The 19,666-nt window shown below is 67.0% G+C and carries 22 protein-coding genes and 1 pseudogene; 10 read left to right on the top strand and 13 right to left on the bottom strand.

Annotated features, from left to right (window positions below):
* Window positions 1-29 precede the first annotated feature (29 nt).
* Window positions 30-461 (top strand): MarR family winged helix-turn-helix transcriptional regulator, encoded by a 432-nt coding sequence (locus D5S18_RS25525; protein WP_239003992.1) that lies wholly within the window; start codon window positions 30-32, stop codon window positions 459-461.
* A 26-nt stretch (window positions 462-487) separates the two neighbouring features.
* The gene (locus tag D5S18_RS25520; RefSeq protein ID WP_120043635.1) at window positions 488-1,240 is read left to right on the top strand and encodes a DUF427 domain-containing protein; all 753 of its coding nucleotides are present in this window, start codon (window positions 488-490) and stop codon (window positions 1,238-1,240) included.
* Here D5S18_RS25520 and D5S18_RS25515 read toward each other — a convergent pair.
* Window positions 1,237-1,881 (bottom strand): response regulator transcription factor, encoded by a 645-nt coding sequence (locus D5S18_RS25515; RefSeq protein WP_120043634.1) that lies wholly within the window; start codon window positions 1,879-1,881, stop codon window positions 1,237-1,239. The two genes, D5S18_RS25520 and D5S18_RS25515, sit on opposite strands and share 4 nt — an antisense overlap.
* A 98-nt stretch (window positions 1,882-1,979) precedes the next feature.
* Here D5S18_RS25515 and D5S18_RS25510 point away from each other — a divergent pair, with 98 nt between their 5' ends.
* The gene (locus D5S18_RS25510; RefSeq protein WP_120043633.1) at window positions 1,980-2,195 is read left to right on the top strand and encodes a type II toxin-antitoxin system VapB family antitoxin; all 216 of its coding nucleotides are present in this window, start codon (window positions 1,980-1,982) and stop codon (window positions 2,193-2,195) included.
* The gene (locus D5S18_RS25505) at window positions 2,192-2,602 is read left to right on the top strand and encodes a PIN domain nuclease (RefSeq protein WP_120043632.1); all 411 of its coding nucleotides are present in this window, start codon (window positions 2,192-2,194) and stop codon (window positions 2,600-2,602) included. Before D5S18_RS25510 ends, D5S18_RS25505 begins: the two co-directional genes overlap by 4 nt.
* A 4-nt stretch (window positions 2,603-2,606) precedes the next feature.
* On the opposite strand, the gene hsaB is transcribed toward D5S18_RS25505, so the two are convergent.
* From hsaB to hsaA, 4 genes are read right to left on the bottom strand one after another with little or no spacing between them, the layout of a single operon-like run.
* Window positions 2,607-3,209, bottom strand: a complete 603-nt coding sequence (gene hsaB, locus D5S18_RS25500; RefSeq protein ID WP_120043631.1) for a 3-hydroxy-9,10-secoandrosta-1,3,5(10)-triene-9,17-dione monooxygenase reductase subunit — start codon at window positions 3,207-3,209, stop codon at window positions 2,607-2,609.
* The gene (gene hsaC / locus D5S18_RS25495) at window positions 3,206-4,111 is read right to left on the bottom strand and encodes an iron-dependent extradiol dioxygenase HsaC (RefSeq protein ID WP_120043630.1); all 906 of its coding nucleotides are present in this window, start codon (window positions 4,109-4,111) and stop codon (window positions 3,206-3,208) included. The genes hsaB and hsaC overlap by 4 nt, the downstream gene beginning before the upstream one ends.
* Complete coding sequence (gene hsaD, locus D5S18_RS25490) at window positions 4,111-4,983, bottom strand: 4,5:9,10-diseco-3-hydroxy-5,9,17-trioxoandrosta-1(10),2-diene-4-oate hydrolase (RefSeq protein WP_120043629.1); 873 nt, start codon at window positions 4,981-4,983, stop codon at window positions 4,111-4,113. Before hsaD ends, hsaC begins: the two co-directional genes overlap by 1 nt.
* A 31-nt stretch (window positions 4,984-5,014) precedes the next feature.
* Window positions 5,015-6,178: a 3-hydroxy-9,10-secoandrosta-1,3,5(10)-triene-9,17-dione monooxygenase oxygenase subunit gene (gene hsaA, locus D5S18_RS25485; protein WP_120043628.1), complete on the bottom strand. Its 1,164-nt coding sequence runs from the start codon at window positions 6,176-6,178 to the stop codon at window positions 5,015-5,017.
* Window positions 6,179-6,373: 195 nt separating this feature from the next.
* On the opposite strand from hsaA, the gene D5S18_RS25480 reads away from it, so the two are divergent.
* The 3 genes from D5S18_RS25480 (at window position 6,374) to D5S18_RS25470 (ending at window position 9,275) form a co-directional block, all read left to right on the top strand.
* Entirely contained in the window at window positions 6,374-7,567 is a 1,194-nt protein-coding gene (locus D5S18_RS25480) for a 3-ketosteroid-9-alpha-monooxygenase, oxygenase component (protein ID WP_120043627.1), read from the top strand.
* Window positions 7,567-7,929, top strand: a complete 363-nt coding sequence (locus D5S18_RS25475; RefSeq protein WP_120043626.1) for a hypothetical protein — start codon at window positions 7,567-7,569, stop codon at window positions 7,927-7,929. Before D5S18_RS25480 ends, D5S18_RS25475 begins: the two co-directional genes overlap by 1 nt.
* A gap of 77 nt (window positions 7,930-8,006) precedes the next feature.
* On the top strand, window positions 8,007-9,275 hold the full coding sequence (locus D5S18_RS25470; protein ID WP_158607954.1) for a sensor histidine kinase: 1,269 nt from the start codon (window positions 8,007-8,009) through the stop codon (window positions 9,273-9,275).
* A 38-nt stretch (window positions 9,276-9,313) separates the two neighbouring features.
* Here the strand turns inward: D5S18_RS25470 and dmpG are convergent, their stop codons facing one another.
* Genes dmpG through D5S18_RS25450 form a run of 4 tightly spaced genes read right to left on the bottom strand, consistent with a single transcriptional unit; the run spans window position 9,314 to window position 13,697 of the window.
* On the bottom strand, window positions 9,314-10,345 hold the full coding sequence (dmpG, locus tag D5S18_RS25465; RefSeq protein ID WP_120043624.1) for a 4-hydroxy-2-oxovalerate aldolase: 1,032 nt from the start codon (window positions 10,343-10,345) through the stop codon (window positions 9,314-9,316).
* 10 nt (window positions 10,346-10,355) lie between these two features.
* Complete coding sequence (locus tag D5S18_RS25460) at window positions 10,356-11,267, bottom strand: acetaldehyde dehydrogenase (acetylating) (RefSeq protein ID WP_120043623.1); 912 nt, start codon at window positions 11,265-11,267, stop codon at window positions 10,356-10,358.
* A gap of 9 nt (window positions 11,268-11,276) precedes the next feature.
* Window positions 11,277-12,062, bottom strand: a complete 786-nt coding sequence (locus D5S18_RS25455; RefSeq protein ID WP_120043622.1) for a 2-keto-4-pentenoate hydratase — start codon at window positions 12,060-12,062, stop codon at window positions 11,277-11,279.
* 3 nt (window positions 12,063-12,065) lie between these two features.
* The gene (locus D5S18_RS25450; protein WP_203236906.1) at window positions 12,066-13,697 is read right to left on the bottom strand and encodes an FAD-binding protein; all 1,632 of its coding nucleotides are present in this window, start codon (window positions 13,695-13,697) and stop codon (window positions 12,066-12,068) included.
* A 104-nt stretch (window positions 13,698-13,801) separates the two neighbouring features.
* Here D5S18_RS25450 and kstD point away from each other — a divergent pair, with 104 nt between their 5' ends.
* Window positions 13,802-15,475, top strand: a complete 1,674-nt coding sequence (gene kstD, locus D5S18_RS25445; protein ID WP_120043657.1) for a 3-oxosteroid 1-dehydrogenase — start codon at window positions 13,802-13,804, stop codon at window positions 15,473-15,475.
* Window positions 15,475-16,338 (top strand): enoyl-CoA hydratase ChsH3, encoded by an 864-nt coding sequence (chsH3, locus tag D5S18_RS25440; protein WP_120043621.1) that lies wholly within the window; start codon window positions 15,475-15,477, stop codon window positions 16,336-16,338. The genes kstD and chsH3 overlap by 1 nt, the downstream gene beginning before the upstream one ends.
* Here chsH3 and D5S18_RS25435 read toward each other — a convergent pair.
* The gene (locus D5S18_RS25435) at window positions 16,322-17,026 is read right to left on the bottom strand and encodes a VC0807 family protein (RefSeq protein WP_120043620.1); all 705 of its coding nucleotides are present in this window, start codon (window positions 17,024-17,026) and stop codon (window positions 16,322-16,324) included. The genes chsH3 and D5S18_RS25435 overlap by 17 nt on opposite strands.
* A gap of 126 nt (window positions 17,027-17,152) precedes the next feature.
* The gene (locus D5S18_RS25430) at window positions 17,153-17,728 is read right to left on the bottom strand and encodes a TetR/AcrR family transcriptional regulator (RefSeq protein WP_120043619.1); all 576 of its coding nucleotides are present in this window, start codon (window positions 17,726-17,728) and stop codon (window positions 17,153-17,155) included.
* A gap of 63 nt (window positions 17,729-17,791) precedes the next feature.
* Between D5S18_RS25430 and zapE the strand changes: the two genes are divergently transcribed.
* A complete protein-coding gene (gene zapE, locus D5S18_RS25425) occupies window positions 17,792-18,814 on the top strand; it encodes a cell division protein ZapE (RefSeq protein ID WP_120043618.1) in 1,023 nt (340 codons plus the stop codon).
* 93 nt (window positions 18,815-18,907) lie between these two features.
* Here zapE and D5S18_RS25420 read toward each other — a convergent pair whose 3' ends face one another.
* On the bottom strand, window positions 18,908-19,327 hold the full coding sequence (locus tag D5S18_RS25420) for a type II toxin-antitoxin system VapC family toxin (RefSeq protein ID WP_120043617.1): 420 nt from the start codon (window positions 19,325-19,327) through the stop codon (window positions 18,908-18,910).
* A gap of 113 nt (window positions 19,328-19,440) precedes the next feature.
* Window positions 19,441-19,572, bottom strand: a pseudogene (locus D5S18_RS36645) (type II toxin-antitoxin system prevent-host-death family antitoxin); the annotation flags it as partial.
* Window positions 19,573-19,666 lie beyond the last annotated feature (94 nt).

The following is a 19,666-nucleotide window of genomic DNA, read 5'->3' as shown; positions in this document are numbered from 1 at the left end:
GTAATAATGACGGGGTGCAGCCCACTCAGGTGACCACAGCGGACGACAGCGTGGTCAATCTCCTAGTCACCGCAGGTCGGCTCACCCGGTTGGCCGGGGTGATCAGCGGCGAGGAACTACCGCGCGCGATCATGCGGGCGCTGGCCGTGCTCGACGAGCACGGCGCGGTGCGGGTCAGCGAATTCGCCCGAATAGACCGATGCTCACAGCCGGCGGCAACGACGCTGATCGGCAGGCTGGTCGCGGACGGATACGCCACCCGGCGCGGCGACCCGCAGGATTCGCGCGCGGTCCTCGTCGAACTCACCCCGGCCGGGCGTGCCCGCCTCGAATCGGCGCGCCGGGCCTTCGGCGCGGCCATCATCTCCCGCCTGTCCGGATTCGACCCGCAGCGGTTGGCCCGGCTCGACGCGGAACTCAGCGAACTGCTCGACGCCTTGAAAACGGCTGGGCGGCACTAGACAGGGCCGGAGTACCCTCGGGCGGTATGACCGAACCCAAGCGGGGACTCGTCAAAGTCGAGACGAGTCACAAGCGCGTACGGGCCTACCTCGGCGGACGACTGGTGGCCGATTCGGTGCGGCCGGTTCTGGTGTGGGAGAGCCCGCACTACCCCACCTACTACCTGCCCGTCGCGGATATCCGCGCCGAACTCATCCCCACCGGCGCCACCCAGCATTCGCCCAGCCGCGGCGAGGCGACGGTCTACGACGTGGCGGCCGACGGCATCACCGCCGCGGGCGCGGCGGTGCGCTACCTCGATTCGCCGCTCCCCCAATTGAATGAGCTGGTCCGGCTGGAATTCCCGCGCATGGACGAATGGTTCGAGGAGGACGAGCCCATCTACGTCCACCCGCGCGACCCGTACACGAGGGTCGACATCCTCGGCAGCTCCCGGCATGTGCGGGTGGAGATCGACGGCGTCACCGTCGCCGATTCGCACAACCCGCGCATCCTCTTCGAAACCGGGCTGCCACCGCGCTACTACCTGCCCCGCACCGATGTCCGCCAAGACCTGCTCTGCCCCAGCGACACCCACACCGCCTGCCCCTACAAGGGCACCGCCGAGTACTGGTCCGTCCGCATCGGCGAGACCGAACACCGCGATATCGTCTGGGGCTATCGCACCCCGCTGCCCGAGAGCGAGAAAATCGCGGGCCTGGTCGCGTTCTACAACGAGAAGGTCGATATTTATCTCGACGGCGAACTTCAGGACCGACCCCGCACCCTGTTCAGCTAGGAACTGAGCCAGGCGACCACGGCCAGGACCCGGCGATGGTCATCCGTCGAGGGCGGCAGGCCGAGTTTCGCGAAGATCGAGGACACACGCTTCTCCACCGCGCCACCGGTGACCGCGAGGCGTTTGGCGATGGCCGCGTTCGTGCGGCCCTCGGCCATGAGTCCGAGCACCTCCCGCTCGCGCGGGGTCAATTCATCCAGCGGGCTCCGCGCCCGCCGCGCGAACAATCCGGCCACCACCTCGGGATCGAGCACCGTCGCCCCCTGCGCCACCCGATGCAGCGCATCCGATAGATCCTCCAGCTTGGAGATGCGGTCCTTCAACAGGTAACCCACACCCCCGACCCCGGCCTCCGCCAGCAGATCCGAGGCGTAGGACTGCTCCACATACTGTGACAGCACCAGCACCGCCGTCCCCGGCACCAGCCGGCGCGCCTGCAACGCCGCCCGCAACCCCTCGGCCCGAAACGACGGCGGCATCCGCACATCCGTGATCGCCACCTCCGGCCGATGCGCCACCACCGCCCGCACCAACTCCTCCCCATCCCCCACCGCGGCGACCACGTCGGCCCCCGCCTCCTCCAGCAGCCGAACCAGCCCCTCCCGCAACAGCAGCGAGTCCTCCGCCAGCACCACACGCATCCCCGCAGCCTAGTGGGCGCCGCCCACGAAGCTGTCCGCACAGCAATATATCTCCGGTGATATCATTGATGCAGTATTAGATATCAAGGGAGGGTGCTATGACCAGAACCGTAATCGACCTCGATGACCAACTGATGTCCGATGTCTCCAAAACCCTTGGGACAGCGACAAAGAAGGACACGGTGAACGCAGCGCTGCGAGAGGTGCTGGAAAATCGACGGCGCGCCATGGCATTGACCCGACTCCAGCAAGCAGTCGCAGAGGGTGCCCTCGACTTGGCAATTCTCGACGAGAAGCGGAACTATCGGCGGTGAGCGCCGCTCAGTTTCTCATCGATACGAGCGCGCTGTCGCCCCTGCTGCGGCAGCATGCGCACGCCGAGGCATGGCAAGCCGCCGCAGTCGCCGGACTTATCGCCGTATGTCCGATCACCGAACTGGAATTCGGCTACAGCGCACGCTCGCACGCGGATCGGCAGTTGATCAACGAGCAAATGCGAACTCTCTTCGGCTGGGAGCCGGTCGACGATCGCGCCTTCGACCGTGCGCGGGAGGTCCAGGAGGCGCTCACCAAGCGTGGCGAACACCGCAGCGCAGGCCCGGTCGACTTGGTGGTGGCCGCCACAGCCGAACTGCGAGGCCTGACCCTGCTGCATCGCGATCACGACTTCGACTGCGTCGTCGGCGTGACCGGGCAGCCGCATCAGTGGATGGGATCCTGACGGGTCACAGCCAGGTGTCGAGGGTGGTTGTGGTGAGGAAGTGGTCGAGGTCGGCGCGCCAGGGGGCCGGGGTGGTTTTCTCCGGTTCTATGGCGGTGTATTGGCCCTTGTAGAACAGGAGGGGGCGGCTGGTGGGGGTGGGTTCGGTCAGGGACAGGACGCGGCCTAGAACTATGTGGTGGTCGCCGCCGTCGAGGACCCGCGCCACCTCGCATTCGATGGCGGCGAGGGTGTCGTCGAGAACGGGGAGGGCCAGATCTGAAGTGTGCCACGGGGTTTCGGCGAATTTGTCGGGTTCGCGGGAACCGAAGCGGGCGCACAGGTCGCGCTGTTCCTCGGCGAGGATATTGACGCAGAAGCGGCCCGACTCTTCGATGGCCGACCAGGAACGGGAGGTCTTGGTGGGGCAGAACAGGATCAGCGGCGGATCCAGGGACAGGGCGGCGAAGGATTGGCAGGCGAAGCCGATCGGCGCGCCCGTCGCGGTGAACGTGGTTATCACCGTGATGCCGGTGCAGAACTGACCGAGCACATCGCGGAACGCGCGCGCGTCGATCTCGGGATAGGAAGCTTGCGTGGGCTTTTCGTGCACCGCCCCGTCCTTCATCGTGGCCGCTGTCCGACGGTGAAGTCGTGACCCCACAGGCTCACCGCGGTCGACTCGCGCGCGATCCAGTCGGTGTCGTCGACTTCCAAACCCTCACAACCGAATTCGATATCGAATCCGCCGGGGGTCTTCATGTAGAACGAGAGCATCTTGTCGTTGACGTGCCGCCCGAGGGTCGCCGACATGGGCACCTTGCGGCGCAGCGCGCGATCCAGGCACAGCCCCACATCATCGGCCTCGGCCACCTCCAGCATGAGGTGCACGATGCCGCTCGGCGTCGGCATGGGCAGGAAGGCCAGCGAATGGTGGCGCGGGTTGCAGCCGAAGAAGCGCAACCAGGCCGGTTCGCCGTCGGCGGGGCGGCCGACCATCTGCGGTGGCAGCCGCATGGAGTCGCGCAGCCGGAAGCCGAGCACATCCCGGTAGAACTCGAGGGCCGCCTTGTCGTCCTTGGTGCTGAGCACGACGTGTCCGAGCCCCTGCTCCTCGGTGACGAACCGCTGCCCGTAGGGCGTCACCAGCCGCCGATGTTGCAGCGCGACACCGTGAAACGCCTCGAGGGTGTTGCCGGAGGGATCCTCGAAGACGATCAGCTCGTCGACGCACCGATCCGCGTTCTCCTGCGCCGTCCCCTCCTTGAACGGCACCCCCGCCCCCGCCAATCGATCCCGAATATCCTGCAGTTCACCGGCGTTGGCAGTCTCCCACCCGGAGACCCGCAACCGGTCCTGCTCGCCGGGCTCGATCACCAGCCGCGCCGGGAATTCGTCCATCCGCAGATAGAGGGCGTCGGGGTCGGCGCCCTTGCCCTCGACCAATCCCAGTACTTTGAGCCCGTATTCGCGCCAGGCCGCCATATCGGTGGCCTCGATGCGCAGGTAGCCGAGCGAACGAATACCCATCATTTCCCCTTGCCGGTCGACAGGAAATCGAGTGCGAGCCGGTTGAATTCGTCGAACCGCTCGACCTGCGCCCAGTGTCCGCATCCGCCGAACACGTGCAGCTGGGCGCGCGGGATCACCTTGGTGGCGATGATCGCGCCGTCGAGCGGGTTGACCCTGTCCTCTCGACCCCAGATCAGCAGCACGGGCTGACGCAGCCTGTAGGCGTCGCGCCAGAGCATCCCGAGTTCGAAATCCGCTCCGGAGAAGGACTTTCCCATCGCCCTCGCGGCGGCGAGCGATTCCGGTGTGCTCGCCAGGGCGAAGCGCTCCTCGATCAACTCCGGGGTGATCAGCGACTGGTCGAAGACCATGATGCGCAGGAACGCCTCCATATTGGCCCTGGTGGGCTCGGCGTTGAAGGCCGCGAGTTTGCGCACACCCTCGGTGGGGTCGGCGGCGAACACATTGAGGCTCAACCCGCCCGGCCCCATCAGCACCAATTTGCCTGCCCGCTCGGGAAAGTCGAGCGCGAACCGCACCGCGGCGCCGCCGCCGAGCGAATTGCCGAGCAGGTGGACCCGTTCGGTGACGCCGAGCGTGTCGAGCAGGTCTTTCAGCGCCGCCGCGCTGTGCGCGAAGTATTGGGGATGGTCGAGGGGTTTGTCGGAGAGTCCGAAGCCGGGTTGATCCACGGCGAGGACCCGAAAGTGCTTGGCCAGCACCGCGATATTGCGGCCGAAGTTGGACCAGGCGGAGGCGCCGGGTCCGCCGCCGTGCAGCAGCACGATGGTCGGACCCGCACCCGCCTCGTGGTAGTGCAGTCTCAGGTCGGGCCGGACCTGCGCGTAGCGCGAGGTGGCCGCATGGGTGAGTTCCGCTGTCGTTGTCACACTCGCTCCTCGATACCGCGTCCGCCGTTCATCACACCATCGTGTCCGTGACGGGGAGGCCGAATTCGTGCGTCCCGTACATGACGTAGGCCCGTTCGGGATCGTTGGCGGCATGCACTCGGCCCGCGTGCGCGTCGCGCCAGAACCGTTGCAGCGGTGTGCCGTTGGCCAGCGCGGTGGCTCCCGAGCTCTCGAAGAGCTTGTCGATCGCGGCGATGACCCGCCCGGTCGCCCTGACCTGGTCGCGGCGCGCCCGTGCCCGCAGGTCGAACGGAATCTCTCGTCCCGCGAGCAGCAGGGCGTACTCCTCGGCGACATTGCCCGACAACTGCCGCCAGGCCGCATCGATATCGCTGGAGGCCTCGGCGATACGCACCTTGGTGAACGGGTCCTCCTTGGCCTTCTCGCCCGCGTAGGCCGCGCGGACCCGCTTGCCCTGATGTTCGACGTGCGCGGCGTACGCGCCGTAGCCCATGCCGACGATCGGGGTGGAGATGGTGGCGGGATGGATTGTGCCCCAGGGCATCCGGTAGACGGGATCGCTATTCTGCTCGAGTCCGGGCGAGGCCAGCTCCCCCATCTTCTTGAAACTCAGGAACCGGTGCGTCGGCACGAAAGCGTCCTCGACCACTACGGTATTGGATCCGGTGCCGCGCAGGCCGACCACATTCCACACATCGTCGATCCGGTAGTCCGCGCGCGGGATGAGGAAGGATCCGAAGTCGACGGGCCGCCCGTTCTTGATCACGGGTCCGCCCACGAACACCCAGTCGGCGTGGTCGGATCCCGATGACCAGGCCCACGAACCATTGACCTGGTATCCGCCGTCGACGACCGCGCCGCTGCCCATCGGCGCGTAGGAGGAGGAGATGCGGACCTCGGTGTCCTCGCCCCACACCTCCTGCTGCGCCCGCTGGTCGAACAGGGCCAGGTGCCAGTTGTGCACACCGAGGATGCCCGCGACCCAGCCGGTGGAGCCGCACGCGCTCGCGATCTTGCGCACGGTGTCGTAGAACAGCACCGGGTCCGCCGCGTGCCCGCCCCACTGCTTGGGCTGCAGGAGCCGGAAGAAGCCGGTGGCCTGTAGCGCCTTCATGGTCTCGTCGGGGATGCGCCGCAGATCCTCGGCCTCCTGCGCGCGTTCGCGCAGCATCGGCAACAGCGCCTCGACCCGCTCGGTCACTTCCTGCGTCATTTCCGGACCCGCTCCTGCCTTATCGATTGGTAACCGGTACTCACGTGCCTCTGAGACTAGAACAGGTTCTTATTCCTGTCGAGAACCGGTGCCCGCCCGCCTGGTTGACAGATTCTCCGACGGTGCGGCCACAACGGCTGGCGTGAAACAGGGCATTTCTGTAACGTGTTCTAGTACAGAGGAGGAGGACTAGCGATGGCGGTCAACCCGAAAGGGAGCGGTGTGAAGATCCGGGAGCTCGATGTCGGCAGCACACCGACCCGCTACGCGCGGGGGTGGCATTGCCTCGGCCTGGCCAAGGCGTTTCGCGACGGCAAACCACACTCCGTGCAGGCATTCGGCACCAAACTCGTGGTGTGGGCCGACACCAATGGCGAACTGAAAGTGCTCGACGCCTATTGCCGACATATGGGCGGCGACCTCAGCATGGGCACGATCAAGGGCGACAACATCGCCTGCCCGTTCCACGACTGGCGCTGGAACGGCAAGGGCAAATGCGCCGAGATCCCCTATGCCAGAAGGGTTCCACCACTCGCCCGGACCCGCTCGTGGCTGACGCTGGAACGCAATGGCCAGTTGTTCGTCTGGCACGACCACGAGGGCAATCCGCCCGCGCCGGAGATCGTCATCCCCTACGCCGAGGGTCCGTACCGCGACGACAATGGCGCCGGGACCGAGACCATTCGCGACGGCTGGACCGACTGGACCTGGAATTCGCTGCTCATCGAGGGTGCGAACTGCCGCGAGATCATCGACAACGTCGTCGATATGGCGCATTTCTTCTACATTCACTTCGCATTCCCGACGTACTTCAAGAACGTTTTCGAAGGCCATGTCGCGACCCAATTCCTGGAGACCAAGGGCCGTCCCGATATCGGTATGGGCGTCAAGTTCGGCGGGGATACGCTGCTGAAATCGGTGGCCTCGTACTACGGTCCGTCCTACATGATCAACCCGCTGTTGAATATCTACGGCGGCTACGAGATCAAGACGCTGCTGATCAACTGCCACTATCCGGTGACGCAGGATTCCTTTGTGCTGCAATGGGGTTTGTCGGTCGAGAAGCCCGCAGGCATCGACGCCGCCGCCGCAGCGAACATCGCCGAGAAGATGACCGAGGGCATCAGTGTCGGCTTCATGCAGGATGTGGAGATCTGGCGGCACAAGTCCAAGGTCGAGAATCCACTGCTGTGCGACGAGGACGGTCCGGTCTATCAATTGCGCCGCTGGTACGACCAGTTCTATGTGGATACCGCCGAGGTCACCGAGAAGATGACCCAGCGCTACGAATTCGAAGTGGACACCACCAAAGCCAACGAGGTCTGGGAAATGGAGGTCGCGGAGAATCTGCGGCGCAAGCGCGAGGAAGAAGCGGGGGCGAGTCTCTGATGGCGGGGAGCGTCGCGGGCCGGGCCGAGCGGTTGGGCGCCGGTAAGTGGGCAAAGGCTCCCGACTTCGCCGATCGACCCGAGCGGCAGGCCGAGGTGCGCGCGCAGACGGTCCTCGACAAGCGGCGCTACCTGGAGGAGGGGCTGACGCCGCTGGCGTGTCGGACCTGTGCCACCGAATTGCGGGTCCACAAGAGCAGCGCGCATCAGACCTCGGTCGAGTGGACCGAGGCGCCCGGCGCGCGCTGCCCGTTCTTCGCGGGCCTGAGCGCACAGGGTCCCGGCCGCCCGGAATCGTGCCCCCAACTGGAGCGCACCATCCGGTGGGCCGTCGACGAGGGTGTGATCGGCGTTCCCGATTAGTCGGGTGGGGTTAACCCCACCCCCGCGTACCGGCCCGCCGGATGGGCGGCGGGCGCGCAGGCGGGCATTCTTGCCGCATGTTCGATTACCACCAGGTCCGACGCGATCTCACCTACCTGCTGCCCGGCCTCGCCCTGGCGTTGGCGAGTTTCGCCGTCCTGGCGTGCGCCCTGCTGCTCGGCATCGGCACCGTCGTGATCTGGGTCGGTGTGCCGCTATTGGTCGGCACGTTGACGGTGGCACGCGGATTCGCCGAGCTCGAGCGGCGGCGACTCGCCCATACCGGGGCCACGCTGCCCGCGGGTCACTACGCGGTCGGGTCCGGACGCCCGGTCCAGCGCATGCGCGCCGTACTCACAGATGGGCAGCGGTGGCGGGATCTGGTGTTCGGGATCGTCGCACTGCCCGTGGCACTGTTCACCTGGAGCGTCACCGTCTGGTGGACGCTGTGGGCGGTCCTCGGCAGCCTCTATCCGCTGTACGGCTGGTATCTGTTGGACAAAGTGGGCGGTGACCGAGTGGGCGGTGTGAGCATCGCGAACGCCCTCAGCTTGCACGGGTCCTCGGCGAAGGTGGTCACCATCGCCGGGCAGACGGTTCTCGGCTTGCTCTTCCTGGCGAGTGCGCCTCGGGTACTGCACGGCTTGGTCGGCCTGCACATCCTGCTGGCCAAGGCGCTTTTGACCAATGAGAAGGCGGCGCTGCGCGAACGCGCCGAACAGCTCACCGCCAGCCGCAGCGCCGTGGTGCAGGCCGAGGCGCAGACACTGCGTCGGGTGGAGCGCGATATCCACGACGGCCCGCAGCAGCGTCTGGTCCGACTCACCATGGATCTGGAGGCCGTGCGCCGCCGCATGGACGACAATCCGGAGGCCGCACGGACTTTGGTGGACGAGGCGCTGGAGCAGAGTCACGCCGCGCTGAACGAGTTGCGCACGGTCTCGCGCGGCATCGCCCCGCCGGTCCTCACCGATCGCGGACTGACCGCGGCCCTCGCCGCCGCAGCGGCCCGCAGCCCCATCCCCACCACAATCGACTCCACGTTGGGCGAGTCCGATCGGCTGCCGGAGGCGGTGGAGAACGCCGCGTACTTCACCGCGAGCGAGGCGCTGACCAATGTCGCCAAGCACGCGGCCGCCTCGGTCTGCACCGTCACCGTGACACGCGACCGCGCGACGCTGTGGGTGCGGATCACCGACAATGGTGTGGGCGGCGCGCATCTCGGCAAGGGGCACGGGCTTTCGGGCCTCGCGGATCGGCTCGCCGGGGTGGACGGCAGACTGGATGTGCACAGCCCGGTGGGCGGACCCACGGTGATCACCGCTGAAATCCCGTTGCGCGGATGACATTGCGCGCTGCCCGAGCGCCTTCGGGCAGCGCTACGTCAGGCCGTCACCTGTTCGCGCTGCAATTCCAGCGCGATATCGATGAGCTGATCCTCCTGCCCGCCAACGAGTTTGCGCCGGCCGGCGCGCACCAGCATCTCGGCGGCCGAGACTACGTAGCGAGCGGCGTGCAGTTCGGCATGTTTGAGGAAGCTGGAATAGACGCCCGCATAACCCATCATGAGCGACTGCCGGTCGAGCAGGCATTCCTGCGGCATGGCGGGCCGGACCACCTCCTCGGCGGCATCGGCGATGGCGAAGAAGTCGATCCCGGTCGATATTCCCAACTTGTCGCAGACCCCGACCAGCGCCTCCACGGGTGTGTTGCCCGCACCCGCGCCGAAACGGCGCGCACTACCGTCGATTTGGGTGGCCCCGGCGCGAATCGCGAAGACGGAGTTGGCCACCGCGAGGTCCAGGTTCTCGTGACCGTGAAAGCCGACCTGCGCATCGGCGCCGATCTCGGCGACTAGCGCGGCGACCCGGTCGGTCACCTGTTCGAGCACGAGCGCGCCCGCCGAATCCACCACGTAGACGCACTGACAGCCCGCGTCCACCATGATCCTGGCCTGCTTGGCCAGCACCTCGGGCGGCTGGGAGTGCGACATCATGAGGAAGCCGACGGTTTCCAGGCCGACCTCGCGCGCCAGCCCGAAATGCTGGATGGAGACGTCGGCCTCGGTGCAGTGGGTGGCGATGCGACAGATGGACGCGCCATTGTCCTTGGAGATCCGGATATCCTCCTTCACCCCGACGCCGGGCAGCATGAGCACCGCGATCTCGGCCCGCTTGGCCGTCTCGGCGGCGAGCGTAATCAGTTCCTGCTCGGGCGTTTTGGAGAATCCGTAGTTGAAAGACGAGCCGCCCAGCCCATCGCCGTGGGTCACCTCGATGACGGGCACGCCCGCCCCGTCGAGCGCCGCGACGATATCGCGCACCTCGGTCGCGGTGAACTGATGGCGCTTGTGATGGGAGCCGTCGCGCAGCGAGGTATCGGTGACGCGAATATCGAGTTCGGCTGAATAGACCATAGTTTCGCTCCTAAACCCTGGCCGTGACGATCTGCTTGGCGATGACCTCGCCCACTCTGGTCGCCGCGGCGGTCATGATGTCGAGATTCCCGGCGTAGGGCGGTAGAAAATCGCCCGCGCCCGCCACCTCCACGAAGACCGAGACCCGCGCCATACCACCGGATATCACCGACGGCGGATCGAACTGCGGCTCGTTGAGCAGGCGGTAGCCGGGCACATAGTGCTGGATGTCGGCGACCATCCGGTGGATGGACGCGGCGATGGCGGCCGTATCGGCGTCCTCCGGTATCGCGCAGAAGATGGTGTCGCGCATGATCATCGGCGGCTCGGCCGGATTGAGAATGATGATGGCCTTGCCGCGTTCGGCCCCGCCGATGGTCTCCACGCCCCGGCTGGTGGTCTTGGTGAATTCGTCGATATTGGCCCTGGTGCCCGGTCCGGCCGAGACCGAGGACACCGAGGCGACGATCTCGGCGTAGGCCACCGGCGCCACCCGCGAGACGGCGGCGACGATCGGGATGGTGGCCTGCCCGCCGCAGGTGATCATATTGACGTTGGGCGCTTCGATATTCGCGTCCAGATTGACCGGCGGCACCACGGCGGGGCCGACGGCGGCCGGGGTGAGGTCCACCGCGCGGATACCGGCCTCGGCGTAGCGCGGCGCGGCGGCACGGTGCACAGAGGCCGAGGTCGCCTCGAAGATCAGGTCGGGGCGCTCCGATTGCGCCAGCAGCCAGTCGACGCCCTCGTGCGAGGTGCTCAGCCCGAGCCCGCGCGCCCGCTTCAACCCCTCGCTGTCGGGATCGATGCCGATCATCCAGCGCGGCTCGATCGCGGTCGAGCGCAGCAGTTTGTAGAGCAGATCGGTGCTGATATTGCCTGACCCGATGATCGCGGCGGTGACGGTCCCGTTCTCGGACACGACGGTCTCCTACGTGAATTGCAAACGGACAGAACCGAGTCCGGCGAACTCGGCGTGAAAGGCATCGCCGGGGCGAGCGTCGATGGCGCGGGTGCACGAGCCGGGCAGCACGATATCGCCCGCCCGCAGCCGCACCCCGAATCCGGACACCTTGCGCGCCAACCACGCCACGGCGATCACCGGATCGCCGAGGACGGCGTCGCTGCGCCCCTCGGCCACCACCTCGCCGTTGCGGGTCAGCACCGCATCGATCCCCTTGCTGTCGAGGGCCGACGGCGCGACCCGCGCCGCGCCCAGGACATATCCCGCCGAGGACGCGTTATCCGAAATCGTGTCGCACAGACCGATATTCCAGTCCTTGATCCGCGAATCGATCAGTTCGATCGCGGGTGCGTAGGCGACGGTGGCGGCCAGCACGTCGGCCTCGGTGCAGTCCGCGCCGGGCAGATCCGCGCCGAGCAGGAAGCCGACCTCCACCTCGACCCTCGGGTACAGGTATCGGCCCGCCTCGACCGGAATATCCTCGCGGACTTCCATTTCCGCGAGGAGGTGGCCATAGTCCGGTTCATCGACCCCCATCATGGCCTGCATGGCCGCCGAGGACAGACCGACCTTGTGGCCGACCACGCGCGCGCCCGCCGCGACGCGGCGGCCGATATTGATCAACTGGATCTCGTAGGCATCGACCACATCGATATCCGGGTACCCGGCGATGAGCGGGTCGATCGGGATCCTCGCACGCTCGGCGCGCGCGAGCGCCCCGGCCAGTTCGGTTCGCACCGCATCGGACAGCACGCTTCAATTCCCTTCCGCTGTAATGGCATTATCGCTTTCCACCGGTTCGATACCCGCCGCCGAGCGGCCCGCGCGTCGACCGGAGAAGAGGCAGTCGGCCAGCGACAGACCACTCACATACGAGTCCGAGCACAGGCCGACCGCGGTGCGGCCCGCCGCGTAGAGGCCCGGAATATCGTTTCCCTCGGCCGTTTTCACCGCACCCGTCTGCTCGTCCACGACCACACCGCCGAGGGTGAGCATCGCGCACGGGTTGGTCAGGCTGGGTTTGATCCCCACGTCGAGCAGCCAGAACGGTCCTTGTCGAACAGGTTTGGTGAATTCCGCCGGCTTGCCCACCGGATCGGGCTCGCCCGCGTCGATGGCGGCGTTGTGCGCGTTCACGGTGGCGCGCAGCCCCGCCGGATCGATACCCGCCTTCGCCGCCGCGACCTCGAGGGTGCCGCCGCGCACCGCCGAGCGGCGCATGGCCTCGAACTGGGCGCGCTGGAACCAGGTCGACTGCCGCTTGATCTCGCCGATCGCCGTGCGCATGAGGGTGTCGTCGACGAGCAGCCAACCTTTGCCGCCGTGCTCGGTGATCAGCGCGTGGCCGACCGCCGCACCGTAGCGGGATTCGTCGATGACCCGGCGACCGTCCGCCCCGACGAGTATCGCGCCCGTGAATCCGCTGGGCGGCAGGATGAATCGCCAGGCCGAGATATTGCCCATGCGGTCGGTCGCGGCACCCACCTGCTGGGCCATGGTGATACCGCTGCCGTCGTCGGCGGTGGTGCCCAGGACGAGTCCGCCGCGATAGTTCGGACCGAATTCCTTGACCATGGCCCGATTCGCGATGAATCCGCCCGCGCTGAGGATGACGCCGCGGCGCGCCTGCACCCGAATCGTGCGGGCGTGGCGGCGATCCAGCGCGTCGAGTTCGCGTTCCAGCGCTCTGCGCAACGGTTTGTAGTAGATGCCGGGCTTGGCCGCGATCTTCGCCATCCGGGTGTAGCGGGCGCGCACACCGCCGGGCGCGTCGCGCAGGGTCGCGCATTCGACCCCGATGACCGCGCCATTGTCGTCGGTGATCAATCGCGTGGCCCTGGTGAGGGTTTCGACTCGCACGCCGAGTCGGGCGGCCGAGGCGGCGAGCGGGCCGAACAACTGCTTGCCGGAGGTGCCCCTGCCCTTGGCCCGGTGGCCGCGCGGCGCGGGTTCGGCCACCGCGCGCCCGAAACCGGAGAGCTCACTGCCGGAGTAGTAGAGGTAGTAGCGATCGCTCGGATACGAGGTCTTGTAGGGGCACAGCGAAGCCTCGAACGGAACACCTTGCGCGGCAAGCCAATCGATCATCGCGGGGCTCGAGTCGACGAAGCGTTTCAGCGTCGCGGGCGTGACGGCGTCGCCGACCTCGCGCCGCAGATACGCGAGCATCTGCTCCGGCGTATCCGCGACCCCGGCCGCGCGCTGCACCGAGGTGCCGCCGCCCGCGTAGACCACGCCCCCGGACAGAACCGAGGCCCCGCCGCCCGCGAACCGGTCCAGCGCGAGCACCTGCGCGCCGCCATTCGCGGCTTCGATGGCCGCGGCCGCGCCTGCCGCGCCGAAGCCGATCACGACGGTATCCGCGGCCAGGTCCCATTCCAGCGCCATATACTCAACTCCGGTCTTAAACTGAAACAAGTTTTCTTGCGGTTCACAAGTCTGCTGCCACACGACATAGACCAACAGCGCAGTCATTCTATAACGTGTTCTACATGATTGATCGGGAATACGATGTGGTGATCGTCGGCAGTGGGGCCGGGGGGATGAGTGCCGCCCTCACCGCGGCGCACCACGGCCTGAGCGCGGTGATCGTCGAGAAAACCGAGTACTACGGCGGCTCCACCGCGCGCTCGGGCGGCGGGGTGTGGATTCCGACCAACGCGGCCCTGGGCCGGGTCGACGAGGGCGACCTCGAGGCCGCACGCACCTATCTGCACAGCATCATCGGCGACAAGGTCCAGAAGGCCAGGATCGACACCTACATCGACCGGGGTCCCGAGGCATTCGACTTCCTGCTGCGCAGCACCCCGTTGCGCATGCAATGGGTCCCCGGCTATTCCGACTACTACCCGGAGGCCCCCGGCGGACGTCCGCTCGGCCGCTCGGTCGAACCGCGACCGTTCAACACCAAGATCCTCGGCGACGAGGCCCGCCGCATGCAGCCCGATGTCGCCAAGGCGCCGCTGAATGTGGTGGTCACCCAGGCCGACTACAAGTGGCTCAACCTGCATCGCCGCACCGTACGCGGATTCCTGCGGGTATTGCGCGTCGGCGCGCGGACCGTCAAGGCACGTGCACTCGGACAGCGGCTCGTCGGCCGGGGGCAGGCGCTGGTCGCGCCGCTGCGCAAGGCATTGCTGGACGCCGGAGTTCCACTGCTGTTGCAGACGCCGCTGACCGATCTGATCATCGAGGACGGCGTGGTCGTCGGCGTGCTGGTCCGGCACGAGGGCAGCGAGGTCGAGGTGCGCGCCCGGCGCGGGGTGGTGCTGGCCAGCGGCGGATTCGAGCACAATGCCGAGATGCGCCACAAGTATCAGCGCGAACCCATTGGCACCGAATGGACCACCGGCGCCGGCGGCAATACCGGCGACGGCATTCGCGCGGGCCAGAAGCTCGGCGCGGCCGTGGATTTCATGGCCGACGCCTGGTGGGGTCCTTCGGTTCCGCTGACCGGTGGCCCGTGGTTCTGCCTGGCCGAACGCAATCTGCCCGGCAGCCTGATCGTCAACGACCGCGCCGAGCGCTTCGGCAACGAGTCCGCACCCTATGTCGAGGCCGTGCACCGTATGTACGGCGGCGAATTCGGCCAGGGCGAAGGTCCCGGCGAGAACATCCCGGCGTGGCTGATCTTCGACCAGCGCTACCGCAACCGCTATATCTTCGCCGGACTGCAACCGGGACAGCGCTTTCCGTCACGCTGGGTGGACAAAGGCGTGGTGTCCTCCGCACCCACCGTCGCCGAACTCGCCGCCAAGATCGGCATCCCGGCCGATCGGCTGCGGGCCACCGTCGACCGCTTCAACGAATTCGCCTCCACCGGAGAGGATTCCGACTACGGACGCGGCGACAGCGCCTACGACCGCTACTACGGTGACCCGACCAACAAGCCCAACCCGTGCCTCGGCGCGCTCACGCAGGCGCCGTTCCATGCGGTTCAGATCGTCCCCGGCGACCTCGGCACCAAGGGCGGACTGCTCACCGACACCTCGGGACGGGTACTGCGCGAAGACAAATCGGTGATCCAGGGGCTCTACGCGTGCGGCAATACCAGTGCGCCCGTCATGGGACACACCTACGCCGGTCCCGGTGCCACCATCGGCCCGGCCCTGACCTTCGGCTACCTGGCCGTGCTCGATATGGTCGGTGAAAAGGAGAGCAACTGATGCCCATCGATCCCGCCCGCGCACTCGGCGCGGAACTGCCCGGCCGCGAATTCTCCTGGACGCCCACCGATATCCAGCTCTACCACCTCGGCATCGGCGCGGGCGCGCACTGGACCGACCCGACCGAACTGCGCTACCTCGACGATCGCGAACCGCAGGTGCTGCCCACCTTCGCCACCGTCGCCCCCACCCTGGGCGAGACCGAACCGCCGCGGGTCAGCTTTCCCGGTGTCGATATCGATCTGGCGAAAGTCGTGCACGGCCGCCAGGAAGTGCGGGTGCACCGCCCGATTCCCGCCGCGGGCAACGCCGTCACGACCGGTCGTATCGTCGAGGTCTGGGACAAGGGGTCGGCGGCGGTGATCGTCCAGGAGCAGACCGCCACCGGATCCGACGGCCAACCACTGTGGACCGCGCGCTCGGCCATCTTCGCCAAGGGCGAGGGCGGTTTCGGCGGCGAACGCGGGCCGAGCGGCAAGAGCGAACTTCCCGATCGCGCACCGGATTACGAGGTCGCGACCCCGACACTCCCCCAGCAGGCACTGCTCTATCGTCTCTGCGGGGACCGCAACCCGCTGCACTCCGATCCGGAATTCGCCCGCGCCGCAGGGTTTCCCAATCCGATCCTGCACGGACTGTGCACCTACGGGATCGTGGGCAAAGCGGCCACCGACGCGGCGCTCGGCGGGGATGCGAGCCGGGTCGCCGGATTCGGCGCGCGCTTCGCGGGCGTGCTGTATCCGGGTGAGACGGTGCGCACCCGGATCTGGTGTGGGGAAGGCGAATTGACCATCGTCGCGACGGTTGTCGACCGCGCGGACGCTCCGGTCCTCGCCGACGTCACCCTCACGCTGCGGAGCTGACCGCCGCCGCCTCGGCGCCCCCTGCCGCATCCGCCCGCTTGTTGCGCAGGCCGAGTGCGATACTCACCGGCATCAGCAGGGCGATGGTGCCCACCATCAGCACGCTCGACAACCACACCATGGTGGAGACGGGCAGTTGGAAGGCCAGTACCGCCCGCGCCACCGCCTCGGCGGTCAAGCCTGTCCCCCAAAGGATTCCGGACTGCTTGATGGTCCGCCGCAGCGCGGGCTTGTTCTGGTAGCGGTGCTCGAAATCCGCGAGGGCGGCCGGTCCGCGCGCCGCCATCGCCCGGCGCGCACCGTAGTACGTCAGCGGCCGCCCCACCAGCGCGCTCACCAGCAGCGCCAGGCCGACGGATACGGTGCCCACCGAATCCTTCAGGATCATCATCCGAGCGTCACCGGTGATCAGCGAGGAGACGAGTCCGAACGCGAAAACCACCAGCAGCAGCAATGACATACCGTCCAAGCGCCGCGCCCTGATCGCCGAATAGCCCAGGATCGTCGCCGCGATCAGCGAACCCGCCAGCAGCCCCGTGAAATCCGAGCCGCCCAGCGCCTTCGTGCCGAAATACGCGCCGAGCGGCAGCCCGATATCGCGCACCAGCGGCATGAGCACACTGGCGAGGACGGGCTTGGCCACCGACGACGCTGCCTTCGGTTCGTTCCCGGTCGGTACCGTAGTCATTGGTGTACTCCTTGACGTGCCGCTTTCGGTCGTCACAAACGCTACGGTCGCCGGTCCCGCGCCGAATCTGCCGAATATCACGACCCGACCATGACAGGTGTCATGGTCGGTGCCGCGCTGCGACGTTCAGGCCAGAAACCGAATGAGCAGGGCAGCGAGTTCGTCGACGTTCTGCGGGGTGCCCGCGGGCAGATCGGCGCGCGCACCCGCGAAACGATCGAAGACCGCGCCTTCCAGGACGGCGAGAAAGTCGGCGGCCGCCGCGTCCGGATCGGCGAAATCGAGTGCCGCGAACAGGTCTCGGGCGCCCTCGGCCGAGAACAGGCCGTGCGCCAACCGGGCGCGCAGTTCCGGGTCGGCGCGCAGTTCGAGGATCAGGGCGTGCCGGACGATGAGGTGATGGCGGCGCTCGGCGAGTAGGCGATCGAGCCACCGGGCAATGGCGCGTGCGAGCGCGGCGCGGTCCCGCAGGTCCGGGGTGTCGAAGCCGCCTGCCAGGAAGTCGGCACGGGAGCGGGCGGCGATCCGCTCGACAATGCCTGCGAGCAGTGCGCGCCTGCTGCGGAAATAGTAGGAGGCCGAGCCGGCGGGCAGTTCGAGCGCGGCATCGAGCGCGCGGTGGGTCAGTGCCCGAAGGCCCTGCGCGGCAATCAGATCGATGGCGGCGTCGACTATCAGCGCCCGCCGGTCGGCTGTGGACATCGTCACCTTCCCTGGCGGCCGCACGGCCGACCCTCTACAACTGTAGAGGACAAGGAGGTCGCCATGAACGGCGGGGACATCACATTCGATACCGACCAGCGCGCGGCCGCGGACCACCTGGCCGCGCTACTGGATCGGCGCGGCCGTCCGCTGCGCGGACAACGCGGCGTCTACCTGCACGGCCGCCCTGGACGCGGCAAAACCCTGGTGCTGAATCGCTTCTACGCCTCGATCAACTCCGACCACAAGCGCCGCTATCACTTTCACCAATTCTTTGCCGAATTGCACCGCACGACCCATGAATTCGGCGCACTCGACACCGCCATCGACAAACTCCTCGGCGCCGCCCTGGTTGTCTGTTTCGACGAATTCCACGTGCACGATATCGGCGATGCCATGCTGATCGCGCGCATGTTGCGCGCACTATTCGCCCGGCGCATCACCCTGGTGGTCACCTCGAACTACCCGCCCGAACAACTACTCCCCAACCCGCTGTTCCACGACAAATTCCTCCCGACCATCGCCGCCATCCGCACCCACCTCGACATCCGCACCGTCGACGGCCCCACCGACTACCGCACCGCCGAACCCCACCGGATCCGGGCCGCCCGCGGCTTCACCGCAGGGCAATACTTCGTGCAACCGGCCCCGACCGCCGGATACACCACCATCCGCATCGGCACCCACCAACTCGAGGCCCGCGCACCCGTCGACAACTACGCCGCGCAAGCTATCCACAGCGATGCACATCCACTACCAATGATGGCGGGCACCGATGAGTTGGCCATGGATTTCGCCGCCCTCTGCGGCACCCCCACCTCCGCCGCCGACTACGTCGAACTGGCCCGACGTTTCCACCGCTGGACCCTGCGCGATATCCCGCCCCTGGCAGCTGTCCCACCCGACTGGGCCACGCGCCTGGTCAATCTGATCGACGTGCTCTACGACGCCGACCGCGAACTGACCATCTACGCGACACTACCGCCGACAGAACTCGTCGACGGCGTGCGCGGCGTCCCCGACCTGGCCAGAACCGCCAGTCGTCTCGGCGAGCTACCGCTCGCGGCACCGGTAGCCGCGAAGTAGGCGTACCTCCGCCTTCGCTCCTGCAATGCGCAGGTCTGATGGCGGCGAATCAACCTGAGCCACACCATGATTCGCGGCCGGGACGCGCCCTCCCTACACCTCCCAGGGATTAATGATCCGTACCCCCATCGGTTCGAAATCGCGCACATTTCTGGTCACGACGGACATGCCATGCGCGAGTGCGGTCGCCGCGATCTTGGCGTCGTTGGCCGGTCGATTCTTCGGGACATGCAATGCGGCACAGCGCCGAGCCACGGCAACGTCGGTCGGCAGCAGCCTTTCGCTGAAGGACGGCACCACCTGCCCGTCCAACCAGTCGCGTAGCACCTTGCCCTGCACCGGATCTCGGAGTTCGGCCCGGAGGACACCGATTTCGAGTTCTTCCAGGGTGGTGACCGAGATGTACTGGCTCGCGACGGAAACCCCTTTGGCCCAGGCCATGACGTTTTTGTCCGCCCGACCCGTCTTCGCCCTTCTCAGCTCGGAGACAACGACGGTATCCAGCAGGAACATCAGTCGAAATCCATTGCCCTGCCGTAATCGGTCTTCCGATCCGGTAGTTCGAGTTCGACGTCCTCGACGCCTTCCGGCAATGCGAGCAGATCGATCATCGTCACGGTGCCCCCTACCAATTTTTCATAGTCGGAATATGTCAGCAGAACATAAGCGGGACGACCCCTATCCGTTATTACAACGGGCCCATCGGCCGCGGCAGACTTCGCACGACCGGAATCCTGATTGAACTCGCGACTAGTCATAGTGCTCGCCATATCACTACCTTCCCGCCATGTAGGTACGTTACTACTTTCGGGCCGTGCCGTCCAGACGCTTTCGTGGTCGCCGCCCAGCCGC

The organism is Nocardia panacis (assembly GCF_003598715.1).
Lineage (GTDB): Bacteria > Actinomycetota > Actinomycetes > Mycobacteriales > Mycobacteriaceae > Nocardia > Nocardia panacis.
The sequence above is the reverse complement of the archived record's forward strand: the minus strand, read 5'-3'. Positions and strand labels throughout refer to the sequence as shown.